The 21729-nt window shown below is 59.8% G+C and carries 13 protein-coding genes; 12 read left to right on the top strand and 1 reads right to left on the bottom strand.

Annotated features, from left to right (window positions below; translation table 11 throughout):
* The first annotated feature begins 501 nt into the window (after positions 1-501).
* The 12 genes from ACR0IK_RS13790 (at position 502) to ACR0IK_RS13845 (ending at position 18030) form a co-directional block, all read left to right on the top strand.
* Positions 502-1491, top strand: coding sequence for a BMP family protein (locus tag ACR0IK_RS13790; RefSeq protein ID WP_480641880.1), 990 nt, complete (start codon positions 502-504; stop codon positions 1489-1491).
* 39 nt (positions 1492-1530) lie between these two features.
* Positions 1531-3042: an ABC transporter ATP-binding protein gene (locus ACR0IK_RS13795; protein WP_480641882.1), complete on the top strand. Its 1512-nt coding sequence runs from the start codon at positions 1531-1533 to the stop codon at positions 3040-3042.
* On the top strand, positions 3042-4112 hold the full coding sequence (locus ACR0IK_RS13800; protein ID WP_480642039.1) for an ABC transporter permease: 1071 nt from the start codon (positions 3042-3044) through the stop codon (positions 4110-4112). Before ACR0IK_RS13795 ends, ACR0IK_RS13800 begins: the two co-directional genes overlap by 1 nt.
* On the top strand, positions 4112-5053 hold the full coding sequence (locus tag ACR0IK_RS13805; RefSeq protein ID WP_480642040.1) for an ABC transporter permease: 942 nt from the start codon (positions 4112-4114) through the stop codon (positions 5051-5053). Before ACR0IK_RS13800 ends, ACR0IK_RS13805 begins: the two co-directional genes overlap by 1 nt.
* A gap of 8 nt (positions 5054-5061) precedes the next feature.
* On the top strand, positions 5062-6345 hold the full coding sequence (locus ACR0IK_RS13810) for an amidohydrolase family protein (RefSeq protein WP_480641883.1): 1284 nt from the start codon (positions 5062-5064) through the stop codon (positions 6343-6345).
* A gap of 159 nt (positions 6346-6504) precedes the next feature.
* On the top strand, positions 6505-8085 hold the full coding sequence (locus tag ACR0IK_RS13815) for an ABC transporter substrate-binding protein (RefSeq protein ID WP_480641884.1): 1581 nt from the start codon (positions 6505-6507) through the stop codon (positions 8083-8085).
* A 102-nt stretch (positions 8086-8187) separates the two neighbouring features.
* Positions 8188-9753, top strand: a complete 1566-nt coding sequence (locus ACR0IK_RS13820; protein WP_480641885.1) for an ABC transporter substrate-binding protein — start codon at positions 8188-8190, stop codon at positions 9751-9753.
* A gap of 83 nt (positions 9754-9836) precedes the next feature.
* Positions 9837-10814 (top strand): ABC transporter permease, encoded by a 978-nt coding sequence (locus ACR0IK_RS13825; protein ID WP_480596557.1) that lies wholly within the window; start codon positions 9837-9839, stop codon positions 10812-10814.
* Positions 10811-11761 carry an ABC transporter permease gene (locus tag ACR0IK_RS13830; RefSeq protein WP_480641886.1) on the top strand — a complete coding sequence of 317 codons (951 nt, stop codon included), beginning with the start codon at positions 10811-10813 and terminating at the stop codon, positions 11759-11761. Before ACR0IK_RS13825 ends, ACR0IK_RS13830 begins: the two co-directional genes overlap by 4 nt.
* A 4-nt stretch (positions 11762-11765) precedes the next feature.
* Complete coding sequence (locus ACR0IK_RS13835; RefSeq protein WP_480641887.1) at positions 11766-13475, top strand: ABC transporter ATP-binding protein; 1710 nt, start codon at positions 11766-11768, stop codon at positions 13473-13475.
* A 111-nt stretch (positions 13476-13586) separates the two neighbouring features.
* Positions 13587-16856 carry an adenylate/guanylate cyclase domain-containing protein gene (locus ACR0IK_RS13840; RefSeq protein WP_480641888.1) on the top strand — a complete coding sequence of 1090 codons (3270 nt, stop codon included), beginning with the start codon at positions 13587-13589 and terminating at the stop codon, positions 16854-16856.
* 10 nt (positions 16857-16866) lie between these two features.
* Positions 16867-18030, top strand: a complete 1164-nt coding sequence (locus ACR0IK_RS13845) for a hypothetical protein (protein WP_480596566.1) — start codon at positions 16867-16869, stop codon at positions 18028-18030.
* Here ACR0IK_RS13845 and ACR0IK_RS13850 read toward each other — a convergent pair.
* Positions 18027-21617 (bottom strand): flavoprotein, encoded by a 3591-nt coding sequence (locus ACR0IK_RS13850; protein ID WP_480641889.1) that lies wholly within the window; start codon positions 21615-21617, stop codon positions 18027-18029. The genes ACR0IK_RS13845 and ACR0IK_RS13850 overlap by 4 nt on opposite strands.
* Positions 21618-21729: the final 112 nt, after the last annotated feature.

The following is a 21729-nucleotide window of genomic DNA, read 5'->3' on the forward strand; positions in this document are numbered from 1 at the left end:
TAAATTTATCCTGACTCTATAGAGCAACTGCTAATGCATCAAAGAAGCAATCAAACGGCGCCCCGGATAAACCCGCGACGAAACGTATTTAAGATGTAAAAGGAGTTTTGGGTTAAAAACCCCAAGTGTTTGCACATTTGTTGCGCAGTTGCATCATTCGCTTGCGGGCATAAAACAACCGTCAACCTCACGACAACTAAAAGTTGAAACGCGCTACACAATTCCGTCGCCCAAACCGCAGGGCAGCAGGTAGCCGGGCACAGGACTCCTGCGTCAAATAAAGGCACGGCGTCTTTACCTATCAGGTGCCCGGGCTGCGTATCGGATTTCGTATCAGATGAAGGTTAACCTCGATCACCCGAACATGCGGAAACCGGTAAATCCGTTTGCCTATTAAACGCCCGAAGAAGTTTTGAATTGTCCGGGGTTCTCGTCGGCGAGGACGAAAAAATTGACTGAACAGTAAAAAAATGCTGCCATCTCGCCACACAGGAGAGAGATATGACCAAAAGAACATTAACGCGCAGAGTGCTGCTTGCTGCGGTAGCGGCGGCATCAACGTTGTATTCCACTGGACTGGCGGCGGCAGAAACAGTCAAGGTGGCGGCGATTTACACGCTGCCTGTGGAACAGCAATGGATCAGCCGTATCCACAAGGCCCTGACTACCGCGGCCGAGCGGGGCGACATCGAATACGTGTTCTCGGAAAACGTAGCGAACACCGATTATGAACGCGTGATGCGCGAATATGCCGAACAAGGTGCACAGCTGATCGTGGGCGAGGTGTTCGGCCTGGAACGCGCCGCGCGCAAAGTGGCCAAGGATTATCCCGATACGGCCTTTCTGATGGGCTCGTCCTTTGGCCCGGTGGCGCCCAACTTTTCGGTTTTCGACAACTGGATTCACGAACCCTCGTACCTGACCGGCATGGTGGCCGGGGCGGCCACTGAATCGAACGTGATCGGCATGGTCGGCGGCTATGCCATCCCCGAGGTTAACCGGCTGATGAACGCGTTCATGGATGGCGCGCGCGAGGTGAACCCGGATGTCACATTCCTCGTGACCTTTATCGATAGCTGGTATGACCCGCCCAAGGCCAAGGAAAGTGCCATCGCGATGATGGATGCGGGGGCGGACATCATGTACGCGGAACGCTTTGGCGTTTCGGATGCAGCAGTTGAACGTGGCGTGAAGGCCGTGGGCAATGTCATCGACACATCGGGCGACTACCCTGGCACGATTATGGCCTCGGCCCTGTGGCACATGGAACCGACCATCGACAAGGCCATCGACAATGTCGCCAACGGTTCGTTCGAGGCTGCGGATTACGGCCAGTACAGCTTTATGGGCTATGGCGGCGGTTCGATGGTTCTGGATGAAGAGCTGGTTCCGCCTGAGGTGATTGAAGCTGTGAACGCGCGTCAGGCCGAGATTCTGGACGGGCTGTTCCGCGTGAACGTCAACGATGACCGCCCGGTCTCGGACAACTGATCGTATTCGGGCCGGTCCCTGCGCTGGCCCGCTTTCCCAATGACCACAGTTTTAAAGCTCAACGGGTTGAGCAAACATTTCGGCCCGGTAATCGCCAATGATGATGTCAGCCTGACCCTGAACCGGGGCGAGGTTCTGGCATTGCTGGGCGAAAATGGCGCGGGCAAAACCACGCTGATGAATATGCTGTTTGGGCATTATCTGCCCGATTCAGGCTCGATCGAAGTGGCGGACAAAACCGGTGCATTGCAGCCGCTGCCGCTGGGCCATCCGCAGGTGGCGCTGGCTGCGGGCGTGGGCATGGTGCACCAGCATTTCACGCTGGCCGAGAATATCTCGGCACTGGACAACATCACCTTGGGGGCTGAACCCCTGTTTGCCCTGCGTCGCAACCGGCGCGCAGCGCGGCGCAGGGTTGAAGAGATCATCGCCCAAAGCGGTCTGACCGCGCCCTTGGATACACAGGTTGGACGGCTGTCGGTGGGGGAGCGTCAGCGGGTTGAAATCCTCAAGGCGCTCTATCGGCAGGCGCGGATTCTGGTGTTGGACGAACCCACCGCCGTTCTGACCCCGCAAGAGGCCGACACGCTGTTCGAAAATATCCGTATGATGACAGCCGAGGGGCTGTCGGTCATCTTCATCAGCCACAAGCTGCGCGAGGTTCTGGCCTTTTCCGATCGCATCGCCGTTCTGCGCCATGGCCGGAAAGTGGGTGAGATGGCGACGTCCGAGGCCGATGAAAAATCCGTCGCCCGGATGATGGTTGGGGCGGATACACCGGAACTGGCGGGCGCTGCAATGGCGCCGGGCGCACCGGTCCTGTCCCTGTCGGGCGTGTCGGTCGCGGGCCGGTCCAAGCGCGATACGCTCAGCGGCGTTGATCTGACAGTGCACGCGCATGAAATCCTCGGGATCGCGGGGGTATCGGGCAACGGGCAGAGCGGGCTGGCCAATGTGATTTCAGGCCTGACACGCCCAAATCAGGGTCTAATACGGGTCAACGAAGTCAAAATCGACGCCCCCAGCCCTGCCGCGATGGTGCGGGCGGGCGTTGGTCGCATTCCGGAAGATCGCCATCACGAAGGCATCGTCGGCGCCATGAGCGTGGCTGAGAACATGATCATCGAACGTCTGGACGATGCAGGCGTGCAGTCGCGCGGCCTTCTGCGGCGCGAGGCCATTGCAGAAAACGCCGATCGTCTGACCAAAGCGTATGACGTACGCGGACCGGGCGTTGAAGCCCCTGCGCGGCTTCTGTCAGGCGGCAATATCCAGAAACTCATTCTGGCGCGCGTGTTTGACCGCGCGCCGAACCTGATCCTTGCCAACCAACCGACCCGCGGCCTGGACATGGGAGCGGCAGCAGAGGTTGGACGTCGCCTGCTTGAGGCGCGCGAACGGGGCGCGGGCGTGGTTTTGATCTCCGAGGACCTCGACGAAATTCTGGGCCTTGCCGATCGGATCGTTGTGATCCGCGATGGTGAATTGCACGAGGCCCCCAGCCGTGATCGCGAACAGATCGGGCTGATGATGGCAGGAGAACCGGCATGATCCGCATCGAACCAAGGCAATCCCAGTCGCGGGCCTTTACGCTGGGCGTTCCGATCCTGTCCGCTGTCATTGCTCTGGGCTTTGCTGCCATTCCCCTTCTGGCTGCCGGGGCCAACCCGATTGCAGCTTACGCCGAGATGTTTCGTGGCGTGTTTGGCTCTGTTTTTGCCTTTTCCGAGGTCCTCACCCGTGCCACGCCGCTGATCTTCACCGGTCTTGCCGCTGCTTTGGCGTTCCGCGCCAAGCTGTGGAATATCGGTGCCGAGGGGCAGCTCTATCTGGGTGCGATGGCTGCCGTTGCAATCGGCTCGGGGGTGTTGGATGTTTCGGGCATCCTGTTGCTACCCCTGATCGTCCTGCTTGGCGCGGCGGCAGGAGCAGCGGGGATGGTTGCGCCGACCTATCTGAAAACCCGCTTCGGCGCAGATGAGGTGGTGACCACGCTGTTGCTGAACTTCATCATCCTGATCTTTGTGCAGATGATGCTGGAAGGCCCGCTGCAGGACCCGATGAGCCTCGGCTGGCCGCAATCGGCCCCGGTTCTGGATCAGGGAATGCTGCCACCCTTGATGGATCGGATGCGGGTGCATTCCGGGCTGATTGTGGCTCTAATTCTGGCCGGATTGGCGCAATTCATGCTGGCACGCTCGGTTTGGGGGTTCCGGTTACGGGCAGTTGGTGAGAACGCCGCCGCTGCGCGCCATGCCGGGATCAACGTGAACCGCTCGCTGTTTGGCGTGGCCATCCTGTCGGGTGGACTGGCCGGCTTGGCCGGCGTCAGCGAGGTTGCGGGTTTGAAAGGTTATCTGACCGCCGATCTGTCGCCCGGCTTTGGTTACACCGGCATTGTGGTGGCGATGCTTGCGGGTCTGTCGCCGGTGGGCGTAGTGATCGCGGCGCTGTTCATTGCGTCCGTCTTCGTGGGCGCCGACAGCATGAGCCGCGCCATGGGCGTATCCTCTTTCCTGGCCGATCTGGTGGTGTCCGTTTCCCTGCTCTGCGTGCTGGTCGGTGGATTCTTTGCCCGCTACCGGATCGTTCGGGCCAGCGCCACGAGGGCGGCGTCATGATGGATATCGTCAACATCCTGCTGTCCGAGAGCTTCTGGGCCGCCTCCCTGCGCATCGCCACACCGCTGATCTTTGGTGTTCTGGGCGCGCTGATCTGCGAACGGGCGGGCGTGCTGAACCTCGGGATCGAGGGGATCTTCGTGGTCGGCGCCATGTGTGGCTGGATGGCGGTCTGGCTGGGCGCGGGCCTGTGGGGCGGGGTACTGGTTGCCGCTTTGGCCGGGGCGTTCTTTGGGCTGCTTCACGCGATCCTGACCGTGCCACTGGGGCTTTCCCAGCATGTCTCGGGGCTGGGGATCACGCTCTTTGCCACGTCGGTCAGTTACTACACCTATCGTACGGCGCTGCCGAACGTGTCATCTCCGCCCCGGATCGAACCGTTTCAACCCTTGGACCTGCCAGTGTTGTCCGAAATGCCTTTTTTAGGGTCTGTTTTATTCCAGCAAACGGCCCTGACATGGTTGGCGCTGCTGATGGTGGCAGTGGTCTGGTATGTGATGAACCGCACCGCTTTGGGCGTGGCGATCAAGGCCGTCGGAGACAACCCTGACAGCGTCGACGCACAGGGCTTGTCCGTCTACGGGTTGCGGATGGGGGCGATTGTCGCGGGCTCGTCCCTGATGGCGCTGGGTGGGGCCTTCCTGACCATGAGCGCCTTTGACGCCTTTTTCTTCGGCATGGTCAACGGGCGCGGCTGGGTCTGTATCGCTTTGGTGATCTTTGCCAGCTGGCGTCCGGGTAAAGCGTTGCTGGGCGCGTTGTTGTTTGGCGCCTTCGACGCGTTGCAGGTGCGTCTGCAGACCGAAATGGGCGCGCTGGTGCCCGGTCAGGTGTTCCTGATGGCGCCCTATATCCTGTCGATCATCGCGCTTGTCGTCGCTGCGCGGTCGGCGGATTATCCGCGTGCATTGCTCACCCCCTGGTTCAAAGGCCAACGATAGGAGCCTCCATGTTCGATCTGATCGTTAAGAATGCCACACTGCCCGATGGCCAGACCGGGGTGGATATCGCCTGTGCGGAGGGCAGGATCGCCGCCATCGAACCCGGGATCACCGCCGAAGCGGGTGAAGTGATCGACGCGGAAGGACAGCTGGTCTCGCCACCTTTTGTTGATCCGCATTTCCATATGGATGCGACCCTTTCGCTGGGTACGCCGCGGATGAACGTTTCGGGCACCCTGCTGGAAGGGATTGCGCTGTGGGGAGAGCTTAAGCCGATCCAGTCGGTCGATGACATCGTCGCCCGCGCGCTGCGCTATTGCGAATTGGCCGTGGCCAAAGGGATCGGTGCGATCCGCAGCCACGTGGACACCTGCGACGATGAGCTGAAGGGCGTGCAGGCCCTGTTGCAGGTGCGCGAACAGGTGAAGGGTTACCTTTGCCTGCAACTGGTCGCTTTTCCGCAGGACGGCGTGTTGCGTGATCCGACAGCGATGCAGAACACCATCCGCGCACTGGATATGGGAGTGGATGTGGTTGGCGGTATCCCGCATTTCGAACGCACCATGGCCGACGGGGCCGAATCCGTGCGTCTGCTGTGTGAAATCGCTGCAGAGAGGGGGCTGATGGTCGATATGCATTGCGACGAAAGCGATGACCCGCTGAGCCGCCACATCGAGACTTTGGCCTATGAAACCCAACGTTTGGGTCTGAATGGCAGGGTCGCAGGGTCGCATCTGACTTCTATGCATTCAATGGACAACTACTATGTCTCCAAGCTGATCCCGTTGATGGTCGAGGCCGGGGTGCACGCGATCCCGAACCCTTTGATCAACATCATGCTGCAGGGGCGTCACGACACCTACCCCAAACGCCGCGGCCAGACCCGTGTGCGCGAGTTGCGCGATGCCGGGATCACGGTGGGCTTTGGCTCGGATTGCGTCATGGACCCGTGGTATTCACTGGGTAAGGCCGACATGCTGGACGTGGCCTTCATGGGGTTGCATGTGGGACAATTGTCCAGCCGTGCCGACATGGCGTGGTGTTTCGATGCAGTCACCGAAAACTCGGCCCGGATTATGGGGTTGGAGGGGTATGGTGTGGCCAAGGGCTGTGTCGCCAATTTCGTGCTGCTGCAGGCGACCGACCGGATCGAGGCGATCCGGCTGCGCGCTCATCGGTTGGCCGTGGTGCGCAAAGGGCGCGTGATTGCACGATCAAATCCGGTCATATGTGACCTGAGTCTGCCCACGGGGCAAAAAACACTGGACGAGGCGCGGGTGCCGTTTGCCTGATTCTTGTCGCGCGCCCCGGGTTTCCCTTGGGTCGCCGGGTTTATGTTCAATCTATTGTTGCAACGATCAAAATGATCTGGATGATCGGTTGCACCACGGTCGCAAAAAGCGGCTGGCCGTCGCAATGACGGCGCTAACAAAAAAACCGGGGAGACCAAAATGATCCTAAGAAACCTAATGATTGCTGCCAGCGCCACCGCGTTGATGGCGGTGGGCGCGTCGGCTGATACCCTGCGCTGGGCGCGGGCGGGCGACTCGCTGACGCTGGACCCTCATGCGCAGAACGAAGGCCCGACGTCGGCGTTGGCGCACCAGATTATGGAAACGCTGGTGATGCGCGACCATTCCGGCGCGCTGGTACCGTCGCTGGCCACCGAATGGGCGCCGTCCGAAGAAAACCCGAATATCTGGGTGTTCAAGCTGCGCGAAGGCGTGACCTTCCATGACGGGGCCGAATTCGACAGCGAAGACGTTGTGTTCTCGCTGAACCGGGCGATGACGCCGGATTCCGATTACAAGGAACTTCTGGCCTCGGTGAAAGAGGTGCGCGCGCCGGACAAATACACCGTAGAGATCGAAACCGATGGCCCCAACCCGATCATGCCCAACAACCTGACCAACATGTTCATGATGGACAAGGGCTGGGCCGAGGCGAACAACGCCGTCAAGGTGCAGGACTATGAAGGTGGTGAAGACACATTCGCGGCAAAGAACGCCAACGGCACCGGTCCTTATAAGCTGGTCAGCCGCGAACCGGACGTGAAAACCGTTCTGGCCCTCAACGAAAACTACTGGGGCAAGGATGAGTTCCCGCTGGCCGTAACCGAGATCATCTATACCCCGATCCAGAACGCAGCGACCCGTGTCGCGGCCCTGCTGTCGGGTGAGGTTGATTTCATTCAGGACGTCCCCGTACAGGACCTTGAGCGCGTTGCCAGCGCCGACGGTCTGGACGTGCGCACAGCGCCGCAAAACCGGGTGATCTTTTTCGGTCTGAACATGGGTGACGCCGATCTGGCCAATGACAATGTCGACGGCAAGAACCCCCTGTCGGATGTCCGTGTGCGTCAGGCCATGTCCAAGGCGATCAACCGCGATGCGATCAAGCAGGTCGTGATGCGCGGCCAGTCGGCCCCGGCGGGTATGATTGCACCGCCCTTCGTTAATGGCTGGGATCAGGGCATGGACAGCTCCTCAACCACCGATATCGAGGGCGCCAAGGCCCTGATGGCCGAGGCCGGTTATCCAGACGGGTTCACAATCCAGCTGGATTGCCCGAATGACCGCTACATCAATGATGAGGCAATCTGTCAGGCCGCGGTCGGTATGCTGGCGCAGATTGGGATCACCGTGAATCTGGATGCCAAGCCCAAGGCGCAGCACTTCCCGCTGATCAACAACTTGGAAACCGACTTCTACATGCTGGGCTGGGGTGTTCCGACCTACGACTCGGAATACATCTTCAACTTCCTGGCGCATACCAAGGGTGAAAAATACGGTTCGTGGAACGGCACGCGCTACAGCAACCCGGAATTGGATGCCAGGATTCAAGGTCTGGCCTCGGAAACCAACCTGCCCGAGCGTGACAAGCAGATCGCTGAAATCTGGCAGGTTGTTCAGGACGAACAGCTGTACATCCCGATCCACCACCAAGTGCTGAACTGGGGGATGAAGTCCAACGTTGGTACCGTGGTCGAGCCGGAGGATTCGCCCAAGATCAAGTACTTCACTCTGAACTAAGCTATTCAGACCGGAAACTTGGCAGGGCGTGATCCTCACGCCCTGTCTTTTGCGTTATCCTTCAACACCGCCCCTTTGCGGCAGACACAGGGAGATTTCGCCATGATCCTCAGACACAGCGCCATCGGTCTGGCCATGCTTGCCGCCACCAGCGCGCAGGCGGTCGAGTTCACGTGGGCCTCGACCACCGATCCGCAGACGATGGATCCGCACGCAGTCAACTCGGCCCCGGTTCTGGGGTTTCTCAATAATGTCTACGAAGGGCTTGTGCGCCGCGACAAGGACATGCAGGTCGAACCAGCCCTGGCCATCAGTTGGGAGCCTATCGGCGATGGTGAAGGATGGCGGTTCAAACTGCGTGAGGGCGTGACTTTTCACGATGGCAGCACGTTCGATGCACAGGACGTGCTGTTCAGCTTTCAGCGCGCCTCGGGCGAGGCAGCCGACACCCGCAGCTGGTTTGCGCCGATCAGTGAGGTGATCGTGGTCGACGACTACACCGTTGATTTCATGACCACTGCCGCAAACCCTCTGTTCCCGTCCTCGATCGCCAACTGGATGATCATGGATCAGGGCTGGACCGAGGCCAATGACGCCGCCGTCCCCGACAAGGAAACCGGCAACCATGCGACGCTCAACGCCAATGGCACCGGCCCGTTCAAAGTCACCGCGCGAGAGCCGGGCCTGCGTACGGTGCTGGAACCGTTCGACGGCTGGTGGGGTGAGGTGGAACACAACATCACGAGCGCCGAATTCAACCCGATCCAGAACCCCGCCACCGCCGTTGCAGCGCTGTTGTCCGGCGATGTGGACATGATCAACCCGGTGCCCATTCAGGACGTGGCGCGCCTGCAGGGCAATGACGAGGTGAACGTCATTCAGGGCATCGAGGCGCGCGTGATCATGCTGGGTTTTGATCATCAGGCCGAAACACTGAAATATACCGACGACGCAGGCAAACCGAACCCGTTTCGCGACCCGCGTGTGCGTAAAGCGGTGGCGCAGGCGGTGAATGTCGATGCCATTCTGGCCACCATCATGCGGGGTAATGCCGAGGCGGCCACGCAACTGGTGAGTCCGGCCATGAGCGGCTATTCCGCAGCCAACGCCGACCGCCCCGCCTTTGACGTCGAAGCCGCCAAGGCCCTGCTGGCCGCGGCGGGTTTTGCCGATGGCTTCTCCTTCGGCCTGAAATGCCCAAATGACCGCTATCTGAATGACGAGGCCGTCTGTCAGGCCGTGGTCTCCATGCTGGCCCAGATCGGACTCACCGCGGAACTGGACGCCATGCCTGTCCGAAACTACTGGCCCGAGCTGCGCGAGGACAACTACGACATGTACCTGCTGGGCTGGAGCCCCGGCACCTTTGACGCCGAGCATCCGGTGCGATTTCTTGTGGCGACCCCCAATGAGGAAAAGAAGCTGGGCAGTTGGAACTTCGGCGGCTTTTCGAATGCGCGTGCCGACGAGTTGCTGCCGATGATCCAGTCGGAAATGGACGTGGGCAAACGGCAGGCCATGCTGGACGAGGTAGCTCAGATTGTTCAGGACGAACAGGTCTATGTGCCTCTGTATGTGCAGCCTCTGGTCTGGGGTACGCGCAGCAATGTTGATCTGACGCAGCGACCGGACGATTTCTTTCTGCTGCGTTGGGTGACGGTGAACTAACGGAACGTCGCGTCTTCCTGTTAGCGATACCTTGACCACCAGGTCAGAGGCGGCCTAGGAAGACCGATCAACGAGGGAAACGCATGTTCGCATATATCGTCCGAAGGATGTTCCAATCCGTGATCGTGCTGCTGGTCGTGGGTCTGGTGGCCTTTTCCATGTTCCGATTTGTCGGTGATCCGATCGACAACATGCTGGGGCAGGAACGCACGCAGGCGGACATAGATCGGCTGCGCACCGAGCTGGGTCTCGATCAGCCCTTTCCGGTTCAATACTTCAAGTTTTTGAAAGGCGCGGTGCAGGGCGATTTTGGCGTCTCGTACCGTCAGGGGCGTCCGGTCTCGACGATCCTGATCGAACGCGCCCCCGCCACGTTGGAACTGGCCTTTGTCTCGGGCTTTCTGGCCATCACCATGGGCATCGCGCTGGGCGTCTTTACGGCGATCCGAAGACAAGGCGTGGCCGCGAATATCATCATGACCGTGTCCCTTCTGGGGGTGTCACTGCCGACCTTCCTGATCGGGATATTGCTGATCTATGTCTTTTCGATTGAATTGGGCGTCCTGCCCAGTTTCGGCAGGGGCGAGACGGTGATGATCGGCAGCTGGTCCACCGGGTTCCTGACGGCCTCGGGGCTCAAGGCGCTGATTCTGCCAGCGATTACGCTGGGCCTGTATCAGATGACACTGATCATGCGGTTGGTGCGTTCGGAAATGTTGGAAGTGATGCGTGCAGACTATGTCCGTTTCGCCCGAGCGCGCGGGCTATCGGACCGGGTGATCAACTTTCGTCACGCGCTGAAGAACACGCTGGTGCCGGTGATCACCATCACTGGCCTGCAGTTGGGCTCGATCATCGCCTTCGCCATCATCACCGAGACGGTGTTCCAGTGGCCCGGCGTCGGCCTGCTGTTCATCAACGCAATCCAGTTCGTCGATATCCCTGTCATGGCCGCTTACCTGATGCTGATTTCGGTCATGTTCGTGTCGATCAACCTGATTGTCGATCTTCTCTACTATGCCATTGACCCGCGCCTGCGTGTCGACGCGAGGGCTACATGACCGATACGACCGAAACTCCGTCAACCGCGCCCAAATCGCGTTTCGCCAAATTCTGGGACAGCGATTTCGCGTGGTCGTTCCGGCATTCTCCGGTGGCAATCGTCGCCTCGGTCGTAGTGGTGATTCTTGTGCTCGCGGCCGTCTTCGCGCCGCTGATCGCACCCTATAACCCGTTCGATCCGGCGACGCTGAACCTGATGAACGGGTTCACGCCACCGGGTACACCGAACGCCTTCACGCAGGAGACCTTTCTGCTGGGTACCGACGATCAGGGGCGGGATGTGTTCTCGACCATTCTCTACGGGCTGCGTATATCGTTGTTCGTTGGGGCCTCGGCGGTGGTGCTGGCGATGGTCATCGGCGTGATCCTGGGGCTGATGGCGGCCTATTATGGCGGTTGGGTCGAGACCATCATCATGCGGATCGCCGATGTGCAGCTGACCTTCCCGGCCATTCTGGTGGCGATGTTGATTTTCGGCATCGCAAAGGGGGTGACACCGCCCGAGTACCGCAACGCGATGGCAATCTACGTGCTGATTGTCGCGATTGCCCTGTCGGACTGGGTGCAGTTTGCTCGCGTAGTGCGGGGCGCAGCACTGGTCGAGAAAAACAAGGAATATGTTCAGGCCGCCCGGCTGATTGGCCGCGGTTCGATCCCGATCATGTTCCGCCACATCCTGCCGAATGTCCTCAGTCCGGTTCTGGTGATCGCCACGATTTCCTTGGCGCTGGCGATCATTGCCGAGGCAACGCTGAGCTTTCTGGGTGTGGGCGCTCCGCCGACCCAGCCGTCGCTGGGTACGCTGATCCGCATCGGGCAGGGTTTCCTGTTTTCGGGTGAGTGGTGGATCCTGTTCTTCCCGGCCTGCACCCTTTTGGCGCTGGCCCTGTCTGTGAACCTGCTGGGCGACTGGCTGCGCGATGCGCTGAACCCCAAGCTGCGGTGACTTCATGAGCCTTCTGACGATCAATGACCTGACGGTCGAATTCCCGACCCGCCGCAAGCTGTTCACCGCCGTAGACCATGTGGATCTGTCGGTGGAGCCCGGTGAGATTCACGGCCTCGTTGGCGAATCCGGCGCGGGTAAATCCACGATCGGTGCCGCCATTATGGGGTTGCTGGACCGCCCCGGACGGATTGCCAGCGGCACCATCCGGCTGAGCGGCGATCAGATCAGCGGTCTGGACGCTGAGGCCATGCGCGGGCTGCGCGGCAAGAAGATCTCGATGATCTTTCAGGACCCGCTGACCTCGCTGAACCCTCTGTTTACCGTGCGCGAGCAATTGGTCGAAACCATTCAGGCCCATCTGGGTGGCTCGGACGCCGAGGCGAACAAGCGCGCCCGCGACCTGATCGATCGTGTCGGCATTCCCGATCCCGATACGCGGCTGGACCAGTACCCGCACCAGTTCTCTGGCGGGATGCGGCAGCGGGTGGTTATTGCGCTGGCGCTGTGTACCGAGCCGGACGTGATCATCGCGGATGAGCCGACAACGGCGCTGGATGTCTCGGTTCAGGCGCAGATTCTGGACCTGATCAAGGAACTGGCGCGCGAACGTCAGGTGGGCGTCATCCTGATCACCCATGATATGGGCGTGATCGCGGACACCACCGACAAGGTGACGGTGATGTATGCGGGCAAAGTGGTCGAATCCGGCCCGACCGCGCAGGTCATGGGTCGGCCCAGCCACGAATACACCAAATCACTGATCGCCGCTGTGCCGCGTCCGACGCTGAAGCTGCACCGCTTCCCGCAGATCAGCTATGGCGGGCGCGAGACCCGCTTTGCCATCGAGGATATGGCCCGCCACTGGCCGAAGGTGGATAATGACACCTCCAAACCGGTGTTCGAGATTCGCAACCTGACCAAGAAATTCCTGCAGCGCAAAGGCCTGATGCCGTGGGATCGCACCTATTTCACCGCTGTGGATGATGTCAGCTTTGACATTCGCGCGGGTGAGGTGTTCGGGGTCGTGGGCGAGTCCGGTTCGGGCAAATCCACTGTCGCCCGGATGATCGCGGGGCTTTACCCGGTCGATGGCGGCACCATCACGTTCGAGGGGCAGGTGGTCAGCGACCTGACCAACAAAGCCGCGCTGGATGCCTATCGCAAGAACATCCAGATGATCTTTCAGGACCCGTATTCGTCTCTGAACCCCCGGATGCGGGTCGACGACATTGTGGCCGAGCCAATCCGCCATCACCGGTTGATGGACGGGGCCGATATCAAGCGCCGTGTGGATGAACTGCTGGATCAGGTGGGGCTGGGCCATGAGGCTGGGCTGAAATATCCGCACGAATTCTCGGGCGGGCAGCGTCAGCGGATATCCATCGCCCGCGCGTTGGCGACACAGCCGCGTTTCCTTATCTGTGATGAACCCACCAGCGCATTGGATGTATCCATCCAGGCGCAGATCCTGAACATCCTGAAGGACCTGCAAGAGCATTTGGGGCTGACCCTGCTGTTCATCAGCCACGATCTGCCGGTGGTACGCCAGATGTGCGACCGGGTTGCGGTGATGAAGCAGGGTAAGGTGGTCGAGCTGCAAGATACCAACGCGTTGTTCGCCAACCCTCAGACCGATTATGCCAGCGAATTGCTGCGGCTGATGCCCAGACTGGACGATCTGTCGACCGAAGGGCTGAGCGCTGAAGTCTGATTTTCAGGCATATGGGCGTACATAAACATTAATTTCGTCAAGCATTGCAGACTCAAGCGGCTCTGCTGTGCTAGGTCTGACTCTGAAGTAAGGGGGCTTCAGAGGGGCGACATGTCTCAGGACTTGAGGGACTGGCTGGGCGCGCTTGGACTTTCTGAATACGCGCAAGCCTTTTTGGATAACAAAATTGATTTCGCAATTCTGCCCGATCTGACGGGCGAAGACCTGATCGAAATCGGAGTGACCGCTGTCGGAGACCGCCGCAGGCTACTGCGCGCGATTGCCCAGCTTGAGACGGTGGAAACCGTTCAGCCCTATGCGCCCGACACCCCGCCCGAGCCCGCCAAACGGCAGGTGACGGTGATGTTTGCCGACCTCACCGGCTTTACCCGCCTGACCAGCGAGTTGGATGCCGAGGACATGCACGCGCTGCTGAATGCGTTTTTCGCCAAGGTCGATCATGTGGTCGAGAAATTCGGCGGCCGGATCGACAAGCATATCGGCGACGCGGTCATGGCCGTTTTCGGCGCGCCGATCTCGCACACCAATGATACCGAACGCGCGGCGCGGGCGGCGTTGGAAATCCACGCGGTGCTGCCCAGCCTGAACCCGCCTCTCTCGTGCCATATCGGCATCGCCTCGGGTCAGGTGATCGCTAGCACAACCGGCAGCCAGGCACATACGGAATATACGGTAACCGGCGATGGCGTGAACCTGGCCTCGCGCATCACCGACATGGCCGTGCCGGGCGAAACCTTCGTGTCGCATGACATTCAGCGCGCGTTAGGGCCGCTATTTGTCGGTGAGTCTATGGGTGAGAAGGAGATCAAGGGTCTGAATGAGCCGGTTGAGCTGTGGCGGTTGGACCGGCTGGCGCGCAACATCCGCTCGCGCCGTCACCGCTTTGTCGGGCGCGAGCGCGAGATGTCACTGTTCTCGGCCACATTCGACCGCTGCCAGCAACACGGCAAGGGCGAGGTTCATATCGTTCTGGGCGAGCCGGGGATCGGCAAGACGCACCTGTCCGAACAGGTTGCCGAGATGGCCGCTGGCCTCAACTACTCGATCCACAACGGTGTCGTGATGGATTTCGGCACGCGCGAGGGGCACTCGGCCATTCAATCCGTTGCCCGCAGCATTCTGGGGCTTGAGGCTGGGGATGACGCCGCCACCTGCGCGGCGATGGCGCAGGATGCGGTGGTCAAGGGCTGGGTTTCGCCCTCAAACGCCACCCATCTGAGCGCGCTGTTGGAACTGGAGCAAGACCCCGGACTGGCCGAGGTCTATGCGGTGATGGATAACGCCACCCGATTGCGCGGGCGGCGGCAGGTGATCGACGAGTTGATTGCCGCGCGCAGCCGGGAAGCACCCATGCTGATCCAGATCGAGGATATCCACTGGGCCGGGCCCGATATTCTGACCGCCTGCGCCCATATCGCCGCCACCACGCGCGACTTACCCTGTGTGTTGCTGATGACCAGCCGCGTTGAGGGTGACCCGATCAACCGCGAATGGCAGATGAGCACGGACGGCGCACTGATCTCGAAACTGGAACTGGCACCGATGGGCGAGGATCAGGCCCGGCAACTGGTCGAGGAGTTCACCGGCATCGACCCCGAACTTCTGGACGCCTGTGTGCAGCGTGCCGGAGGTAATCCGCTGTTTCTGGAACAGCTCTTGCGCAACATCGACGTTTTGAAACGCGAATCCGTTCCCGGCAGCATTCAGGGCATCGTGCAGTCACGGCTGGATGCGCTGGACCGGTCCAGCCGGGCAGCGATTCAGGCGGCCTCGGTATTGGGGCAGCGGTTCTCGCCCGAGGTGCTGAACTTTATCTTGGGCGAAGGGCATCTGGACACCTCGACCCTGATCCGCTCGGCCCTGATCCGCGAGGCGGGGACCGATCTGATGTTTGCTCATGCGCTGATCCGGGACGGGTCATATGCGACTCTGGTCAAATCGGAACGCGCGCGGCTGCATCGTCAGGCTGCGAAATGGTTCGAGGATCGCGATGCCACCTTGCGGGCACAGCATCTGGACCGGGCGGGGGCGACCAACGCAGCGCAGGCCTATCTGGACGCCGCTGAGAACCTGATTCAGGCCTTCCAGTTCGACGATGCCAGCCCGCTGATCGAACGGGCGCTGGAACTGCCCGCTCCATCCGGGGTGCGGTTCGATCTGTTTTGCGCCCGGGGAGAGACGCACCGGTTGCAAGGTTTGTCGGATGACGCTCTGCGCGAATTCAAAGAGGCTGCAGATTTGGCCGAAACCGATGAACAGGTCAGCCGTGCCCATATCGGGCTGGCGCAGGCAGCGCGGCAGGCCAGCCTGTACACGGATGCCCTGCAAAGCCTCGATACGGCGGAAGAGGCGGCAGAACGGTGCGGGTCTGAGCGCGACATCGCTCAGATCAACTATGTGCGCGGCAATGTCTATTTCCCACTGGGCCGGGTCGAGGATGCGCTGCAAAGCAATGAAAAGGCTCTAACACTGGCCAGAAAGCTGGAATCGGCCCGGTTGGAGGTTGGTGCGCTCAGCGGGTTTGGCGATGCCAATTTCATGAACGCGACGATGCAGACGGCCGCCGGGTTCTATACCCAAGCGGTCGAGCGGGCGCGTGAGAAAGGGCTGGTGCGGGATCTGGCGGCGAACCTGCATAACCTCAGCGTAGCGCGCAGTTATACCGGTGATGTGGCGCAGGGTAAGCGGGACGCGCAGGAGGCTATCGAAGTTTCCCAGAAATACTTCGCCTTCGTGCCGGAATGCGTGGCGCAGACCTGCCTGGGCGTGGCGCACACTTTTCTGGGTGAACTGGATCAGGCGCTGGACACCTTTTCGGTGTCCGCTGAAATTGCCAGCCGCGTCGGGGCCAAACGGCTTGAGGCGCAGGCGTTGGAGCATCTGGCCCGAACGCAGGTTTACGAAGGGCAGTTGGAGGAAGCGCGCAAGACAGGAGCGCGCGCCGTGGAAATCGCCTTGGAACACGGTCGGAACTTTGTCGGGCCAAAGGCGCTGTCAGCACTGGCCATGGCAGAAACAGACCCTAACAAACAGGATCAGCACCTAAAACTGGGCGCTCAGATCATTGCTGAGGGCTGCGTGGGGCATAGCCATCTGCATTTCTACCCTGATGCCAGCGCTGTCATGCTGGCGCGGCAGGAATGGGACAGGGCCACGGAATACATCGAGGCTCTGGGTAAGTTCACCGCTGCCGAACCCCTGCCGATGGTCGATCTTTCGATTCAACACGCGCGGGTACTTGCCGCGTGCGGCGGCTGGGGCATTCCCATGAGCGCGCATGAAGATTTCGAGGCGCTGGGCGCACGGTTTACGGAGATGGGCATCACACAGTCCCTGGTTGGGCGGCTTGACCACGCATGAGAGGGTCTGGATGAGCATCGAAAAGAAGGTTTGGTGGATTTCCGGCGCCCTGACGTTTGGTCTGGCGGTGCTGCTGTTCAAATTTTTGGTCGCGCTAAACCATTTCGAAGGCGATCCAACGCAGCTGCCGGATCAGGCCTCGGTTGATGACTACCTGCAAAAACTGGGGAATGCGCCGGACTATCGCGTCAGAACCGGCATCTTCATCAAATCCTTCAGCTTTACCGGCGCCAGCGACGTGCATGTCAGCGGCTATATCTGGCAGCACTACGAAGATGGCACCCATGACGCAATCAAACCGCCCGAAGGCGAGGTGGGGTTCATCCTGCCCGAGGCCACCGATGCAGCGAATGGCCTGATCGAAGAGGTCTATCGCATGGACCAGGACGGGTCGGAACTGATTGGTTGGTATTTCGAACAGACGCTGCGGCAAAGCTTTGACTACACCAGCTACCCGTTCGACCACAAAACTGTCTGGGTCCGGTTCTGGCCCGGTGAGTTTGACGTAGATGTGGCTCTAATACCGGACTTTTCGGCCTATCCCGCCACTGGACCAGATGATATCTTTGGCATCGACAACCGCATCGTCATGGGCACGTGGGAGCGGGAGAACACCTATTTCGACTATCGCCTGTCCGATCTGGATACCACGTTGGGCATTGGCGATAACGAGTTTCAGACCAACCTGCCGGAACTGCACTATAACTTCGTTATCAAGCGCAATTTCGGCAATGCCTTCATCGTCCACATGATCCCCCTGATCGTGGTGACGATGCTGCTGTTCGGCGCGGTGATGACCGTCACCCGCCACCCCGATCTGGTGGAACGGCACGATTTCAGCACCTCCAGCGTGATTGGCACCTGTTCGGTCCTGTTCTTCGTGATCCTGCTGGCCCATGTACAACTGCGTGAGGGCTTTGCCGGGTCGCCGGTGATCTACATGGAATCGTTCTTTTTCCTGATGTATTTCCTGCTGTTGGCGGTCTCGATCAACACCTACCTTTTCGCGTCCGAGGCGGTGCCCTCGCTGCGGGTCATCCATTACAAGGACAACCTGATCCCAAAGGCCGCGTTCTGGCCCTTTGTCCTGCTGTGCATGGTGGCGATCACGGCCTACAACCTCAGCCTCAAGTCCGACCCGGAGGATGAGGCCGTGATCGAGCTGCAAAATTAGGTGGGTGGCTTATATCCCGGCTTGGGCGTTCCCGTTGCCATATCCAAGGTGTATTCCGCGACAATTCCGGATGTGCCCTGTTCCCATTGATCCAGATACTTGGTGGGCTGTGCGATCACATAGGTATAGGCGGGCTTTTTCACACCGTTGATCAGCACATTGATCCGCTTGCGCACATAGACATTCTCGGGCGAGTTGGGGCCGTGATAGCCTTCCAGCTTGTCCAGTTCTTTCATCCCGGAAGATGAGACGCGATAGACCTCGCCCATAACAGGTTTGCCGCGGCCCTTTTGATCGACCAGCGTGGCCATGCGGTGCAGGAAGCCGCAATTGGGATTGTCGCAATGCGGCTCGTGCGGAACGATCAGGGGCATCCGCTGCCGGGTCACCGCCTCGCCCACGAAATCATCCAGCACCTCGGTATGGGCATCGTGGTTCGGGAACCCCTTCTTGAGCGAGCCGTAAGTGAAGTAGAGATACGTCTTTTCCCGATCCTCGATCAGATCGCTTTCGTTTTCTTCCTCCAACTCGGTCAGGGTGTGGGTGTTGGCCCAATTGTCCAGCATCTCGACGATTTCTCCCGCCAGTTTGATGTCCTTGGTGTTGTTCGGGTTTTGCAGGAACTGAATACAGGAACTGGCATCGATGCCGTCGGCCCCCAGCAGGACTTCCACCATTTCGACCGAGTTGTTCATCACCGCCACATGCAGGCTGGTAAATCCGTGATCGTTGGTGGCGTTGACGTTGATGCCTCGGTCGATCAGCGACTGCGCGGCCTCAAGGTCCGGTTTGCCCAGATCAATGCCTTCATCGTTCAGCTCGCCTTCACCGCCCGCCGCGTAATGCAGCAGCGTGTCGCCATTGCTGTCATCGACGATGTCGATTCCGGCCATTCCGGTGTCGATGGCCTGGAACACCCGGCCCCATTGCGCGATATCATCCGAGGCGGCGGCCTCCTGTGCCCATTTGCAGATATTGTGTTCCTGATCGGCCAGTTCTTCGAAGGCTTCGTCCAGCACCTCCATTATCTGGTCCGGGGTGGCCATCATGCCGATCCCCATCATGCCGTTGGACAGGCGACCCTTGCGCGGGCCGACCAGATCAATGCCCAGATCGCGCAGCTTTTCCACGTTTCTCTGAGTGGTGACGTTGTTCCACATGTTCGTGTTGCAGGCAGGGCAGAGGATCGCCGGCTTGTTCCGGTACTGCCATGCCACAAAAACCGAGGTCAGCAGGTTATCGGCAATCCCGTTGGCGATCTTGCCCATCGTGTTGCAGGTCACCGGTGCCACGACCACGCAATCAGCCCAGTCGCACAGCGCCAGATGTGAGGCGCGCAGGGGCATACCGAACTCGATATAGCGGAAGTTCCATTCGTCATCATCGCGGTAATAGTCATTGTGGGTGATGCATTTCTCGATCCGTTCGGTGCCGAAATCACGAAAGAACTTCTCGGCCGAAACCGACGGGATCAGTTTCACGTTGTGCCCGGCTGCTGTGATCCGTTCCACCAGTTCCGGCACCTTGTCGGCTGCCGACGATCCGCAGGCGCATAGCAGCACGTTGCGCTTTTCTGTCGGTGCATCGGTCAAGCCGCCCTTGGGGTAGCCAAAGATGTTCTTGTCCAGACTGGGGGATTCATGGCGCAGCAGAACCGGCAGCCCGGCTTCGTGCACCCGTTCCTGCAAGTGACCTTTCAGGATCATGTCGACAATATCTGAGCGCCGACCCAGACATTCGCCCTGAAAGAACAGATACGGCGCCTTTTCCTTGCCCGTCAGCACGTTTAGCTGCCGCCGCATTTTCATCACGTTGGCCCCGTGGCCTTCGACATCGATCAGCTTGACGCTGGTGATGCCGATATTGGCCAGAATACTGCGCAGCATATAGGACCAGGGGTCTTCATCCGCAAAGAACAGAACGATCGGGTTGTTCGCCACGACACGGGCAACGTCGGTGGGGTCTTCGGGCGGCTCATGTTCCTCGATCACCAGCATCGCCGGATTTTTCAGGTCGCGCAGGCCGCGGAAGATGTGTCCGCGCGGCGCCTGCCAGACCTGCGAGGTTGCGGGGCTCATGTCCACCACGGTCACCAGGTCTTTTTCTTCGTCATAGGCGATGCAAAGGCACCAGAACTCTTCAAGCAATGCGGTTTCGCGATACACATTCTCGGGCGGGCGGATGACCTCGAACCCCAATACGCGGTTAAAGTCGATATTGATCATCAGGTGCCGGTCCTGTTCTTCGTTCAGGCTGCGCAGCTTGTCGCGGAACCAATCCTCGGGCGCTTTTTCCTCGCCGCCCTTACGGGTGGCATAACCGTGGAAGGTGCTGCCCAGATTCACGTCCGGTGACTGGCTGAGATAGCGCTGTGCCAGAGCGTGCATCTCTTTCGCGGTGGACACCCGGCTTAGCGCGTCCGTGAAATTGGTTTGCGTTGCGATCAGCAGCTTGTCTTCATCGACCTGCGCATCGCCCAAAATCGCAAGGCTTTCAGCCAGCACGCCCAGCGAGTTCATGTTCGGGCTGGCGCGCCGGAACAGATTTCGCCGCTTCTTGGGGTCCTTTGCCAGATACTGCGTGCTGTCGACATAGTTGCAGTCCTGCTGCAGCGTCTGAAGGTTGGTTTTTACCGCCTCGCGGGCTGAGAACCGCAGGATGCCCCGCGACCGCATAGAGGTTCCGTCACGGTCCGACATCCCGGCCCAGATGCGATCCACGGTGGTGACCCAAAGCTTGCCGTACTTTTCGGGGTGAACGTCCATCATGTGCACCAATCCGGTGCTGGGGTTGCACTTGGCGATGATGGCAAAATGCCCGCCCGGCAAATTTGGCTTGCCATGGGCAACGCCGACCTGGAAATTCGCCACCAGGATGTCGTTATCACCGCCCAGCCGGTTGGATTCATCAATCGCTTCCAACAAAAGCTCGACCGAGGTGGTGGCCTCATCCATGAAATAGGCCTGAACCTGTACCCTATCGCGCAGGCCCTGCGAGTGGATGAAGGTACAGGCGACGTCATATAGCTCGCCCAGCGAAATACCGTCATTCACCACGAATGAGGTCGGCAGGGCGCACTCGCGGAAGATGTCGTTGACTTCGCAGCTGAACCCCAGCGCCGACATGCTCAGCGCTGCCGCCGTGACGCTGCAGCAGTTGATCGGTTGTTGGAAATTCTGCAGATGCACGCTGACCAGATCGCCGAACAGTGTGGCGTAACAGGCCTCACGCACCTTGGTCGGTATTTCAAACCAGTGGTTGCTGGACAGGTAGGCCAACTTGGTGCCGGGTGTGGCCAGTGCCTCGAGGCTGACGGGAATGTCGAAAATCTCAAGATGCTCTTCGTAGAAATAGTCACCGGTATCGGCGGTGGCCAATATTGCCCCGTCCTGGCGCAGATGTACTTCGCCGCCAAGCACCACATACATGCCCTGCGAGGGCAGAACCGTTTCCTCAGCCACTTCGAAACACTCGAAATGTGATCGGATGGCGGTTGGTTCATCCGCGGGCAGAATTTCCTGTATCAGTGCCCATTCGGGTTCGGTTGGAGTGAAGGAAATGGTGTTTTCAATCGGATCCTTAGGCACGTCTGTTCCCCCCTGAACTTAGCCGTGAAACGCATAAAGGAACCAACGCTGTGTCTTGTGCCTACGTCAGGCTGCTGTGGTCATACGGAATCTCATGACCGGCCCGACGGGG

Source organism: Ruegeria sp. BF7, assembly GCF_056538605.1.

Coding starts and splice junctions, on each gene's coding strand:
- ACR0IK_RS13815 (WP_480641884.1), top strand. CDS start 6,505: ATGATCCTAAGAAACCTAATGATTGCTGCCAGCGCCACCGCGTTGATG.
- ACR0IK_RS13810 (WP_480641883.1), top strand. CDS start 5,062: ATGTTCGATCTGATCGTTAAGAATGCCACACTGCCCGATGGCCAGACC.
- ACR0IK_RS13795 (WP_480641882.1), top strand. CDS start 1,531: ATGACCACAGTTTTAAAGCTCAACGGGTTGAGCAAACATTTCGGCCCG.
- ACR0IK_RS13825 (WP_480596557.1), top strand. CDS start 9,837: ATGTTCGCATATATCGTCCGAAGGATGTTCCAATCCGTGATCGTGCTG.
- ACR0IK_RS13845 (WP_480596566.1), top strand. CDS start 16,867: ATGAGCATCGAAAAGAAGGTTTGGTGGATTTCCGGCGCCCTGACGTTT.
- ACR0IK_RS13840 (WP_480641888.1), top strand. CDS start 13,587: ATGTCTCAGGACTTGAGGGACTGGCTGGGCGCGCTTGGACTTTCTGAA.
- ACR0IK_RS13805 (WP_480642040.1), top strand. CDS start 4,112: ATGGATATCGTCAACATCCTGCTGTCCGAGAGCTTCTGGGCCGCCTCC.
- ACR0IK_RS13820 (WP_480641885.1), top strand. CDS start 8,188: ATGATCCTCAGACACAGCGCCATCGGTCTGGCCATGCTTGCCGCCACC.
- ACR0IK_RS13790 (WP_480641880.1), top strand. CDS start 502: ATGACCAAAAGAACATTAACGCGCAGAGTGCTGCTTGCTGCGGTAGCG.
- ACR0IK_RS13835 (WP_480641887.1), top strand. CDS start 11,766: ATGAGCCTTCTGACGATCAATGACCTGACGGTCGAATTCCCGACCCGC.
- ACR0IK_RS13830 (WP_480641886.1), top strand. CDS start 10,811: ATGACCGATACGACCGAAACTCCGTCAACCGCGCCCAAATCGCGTTTC.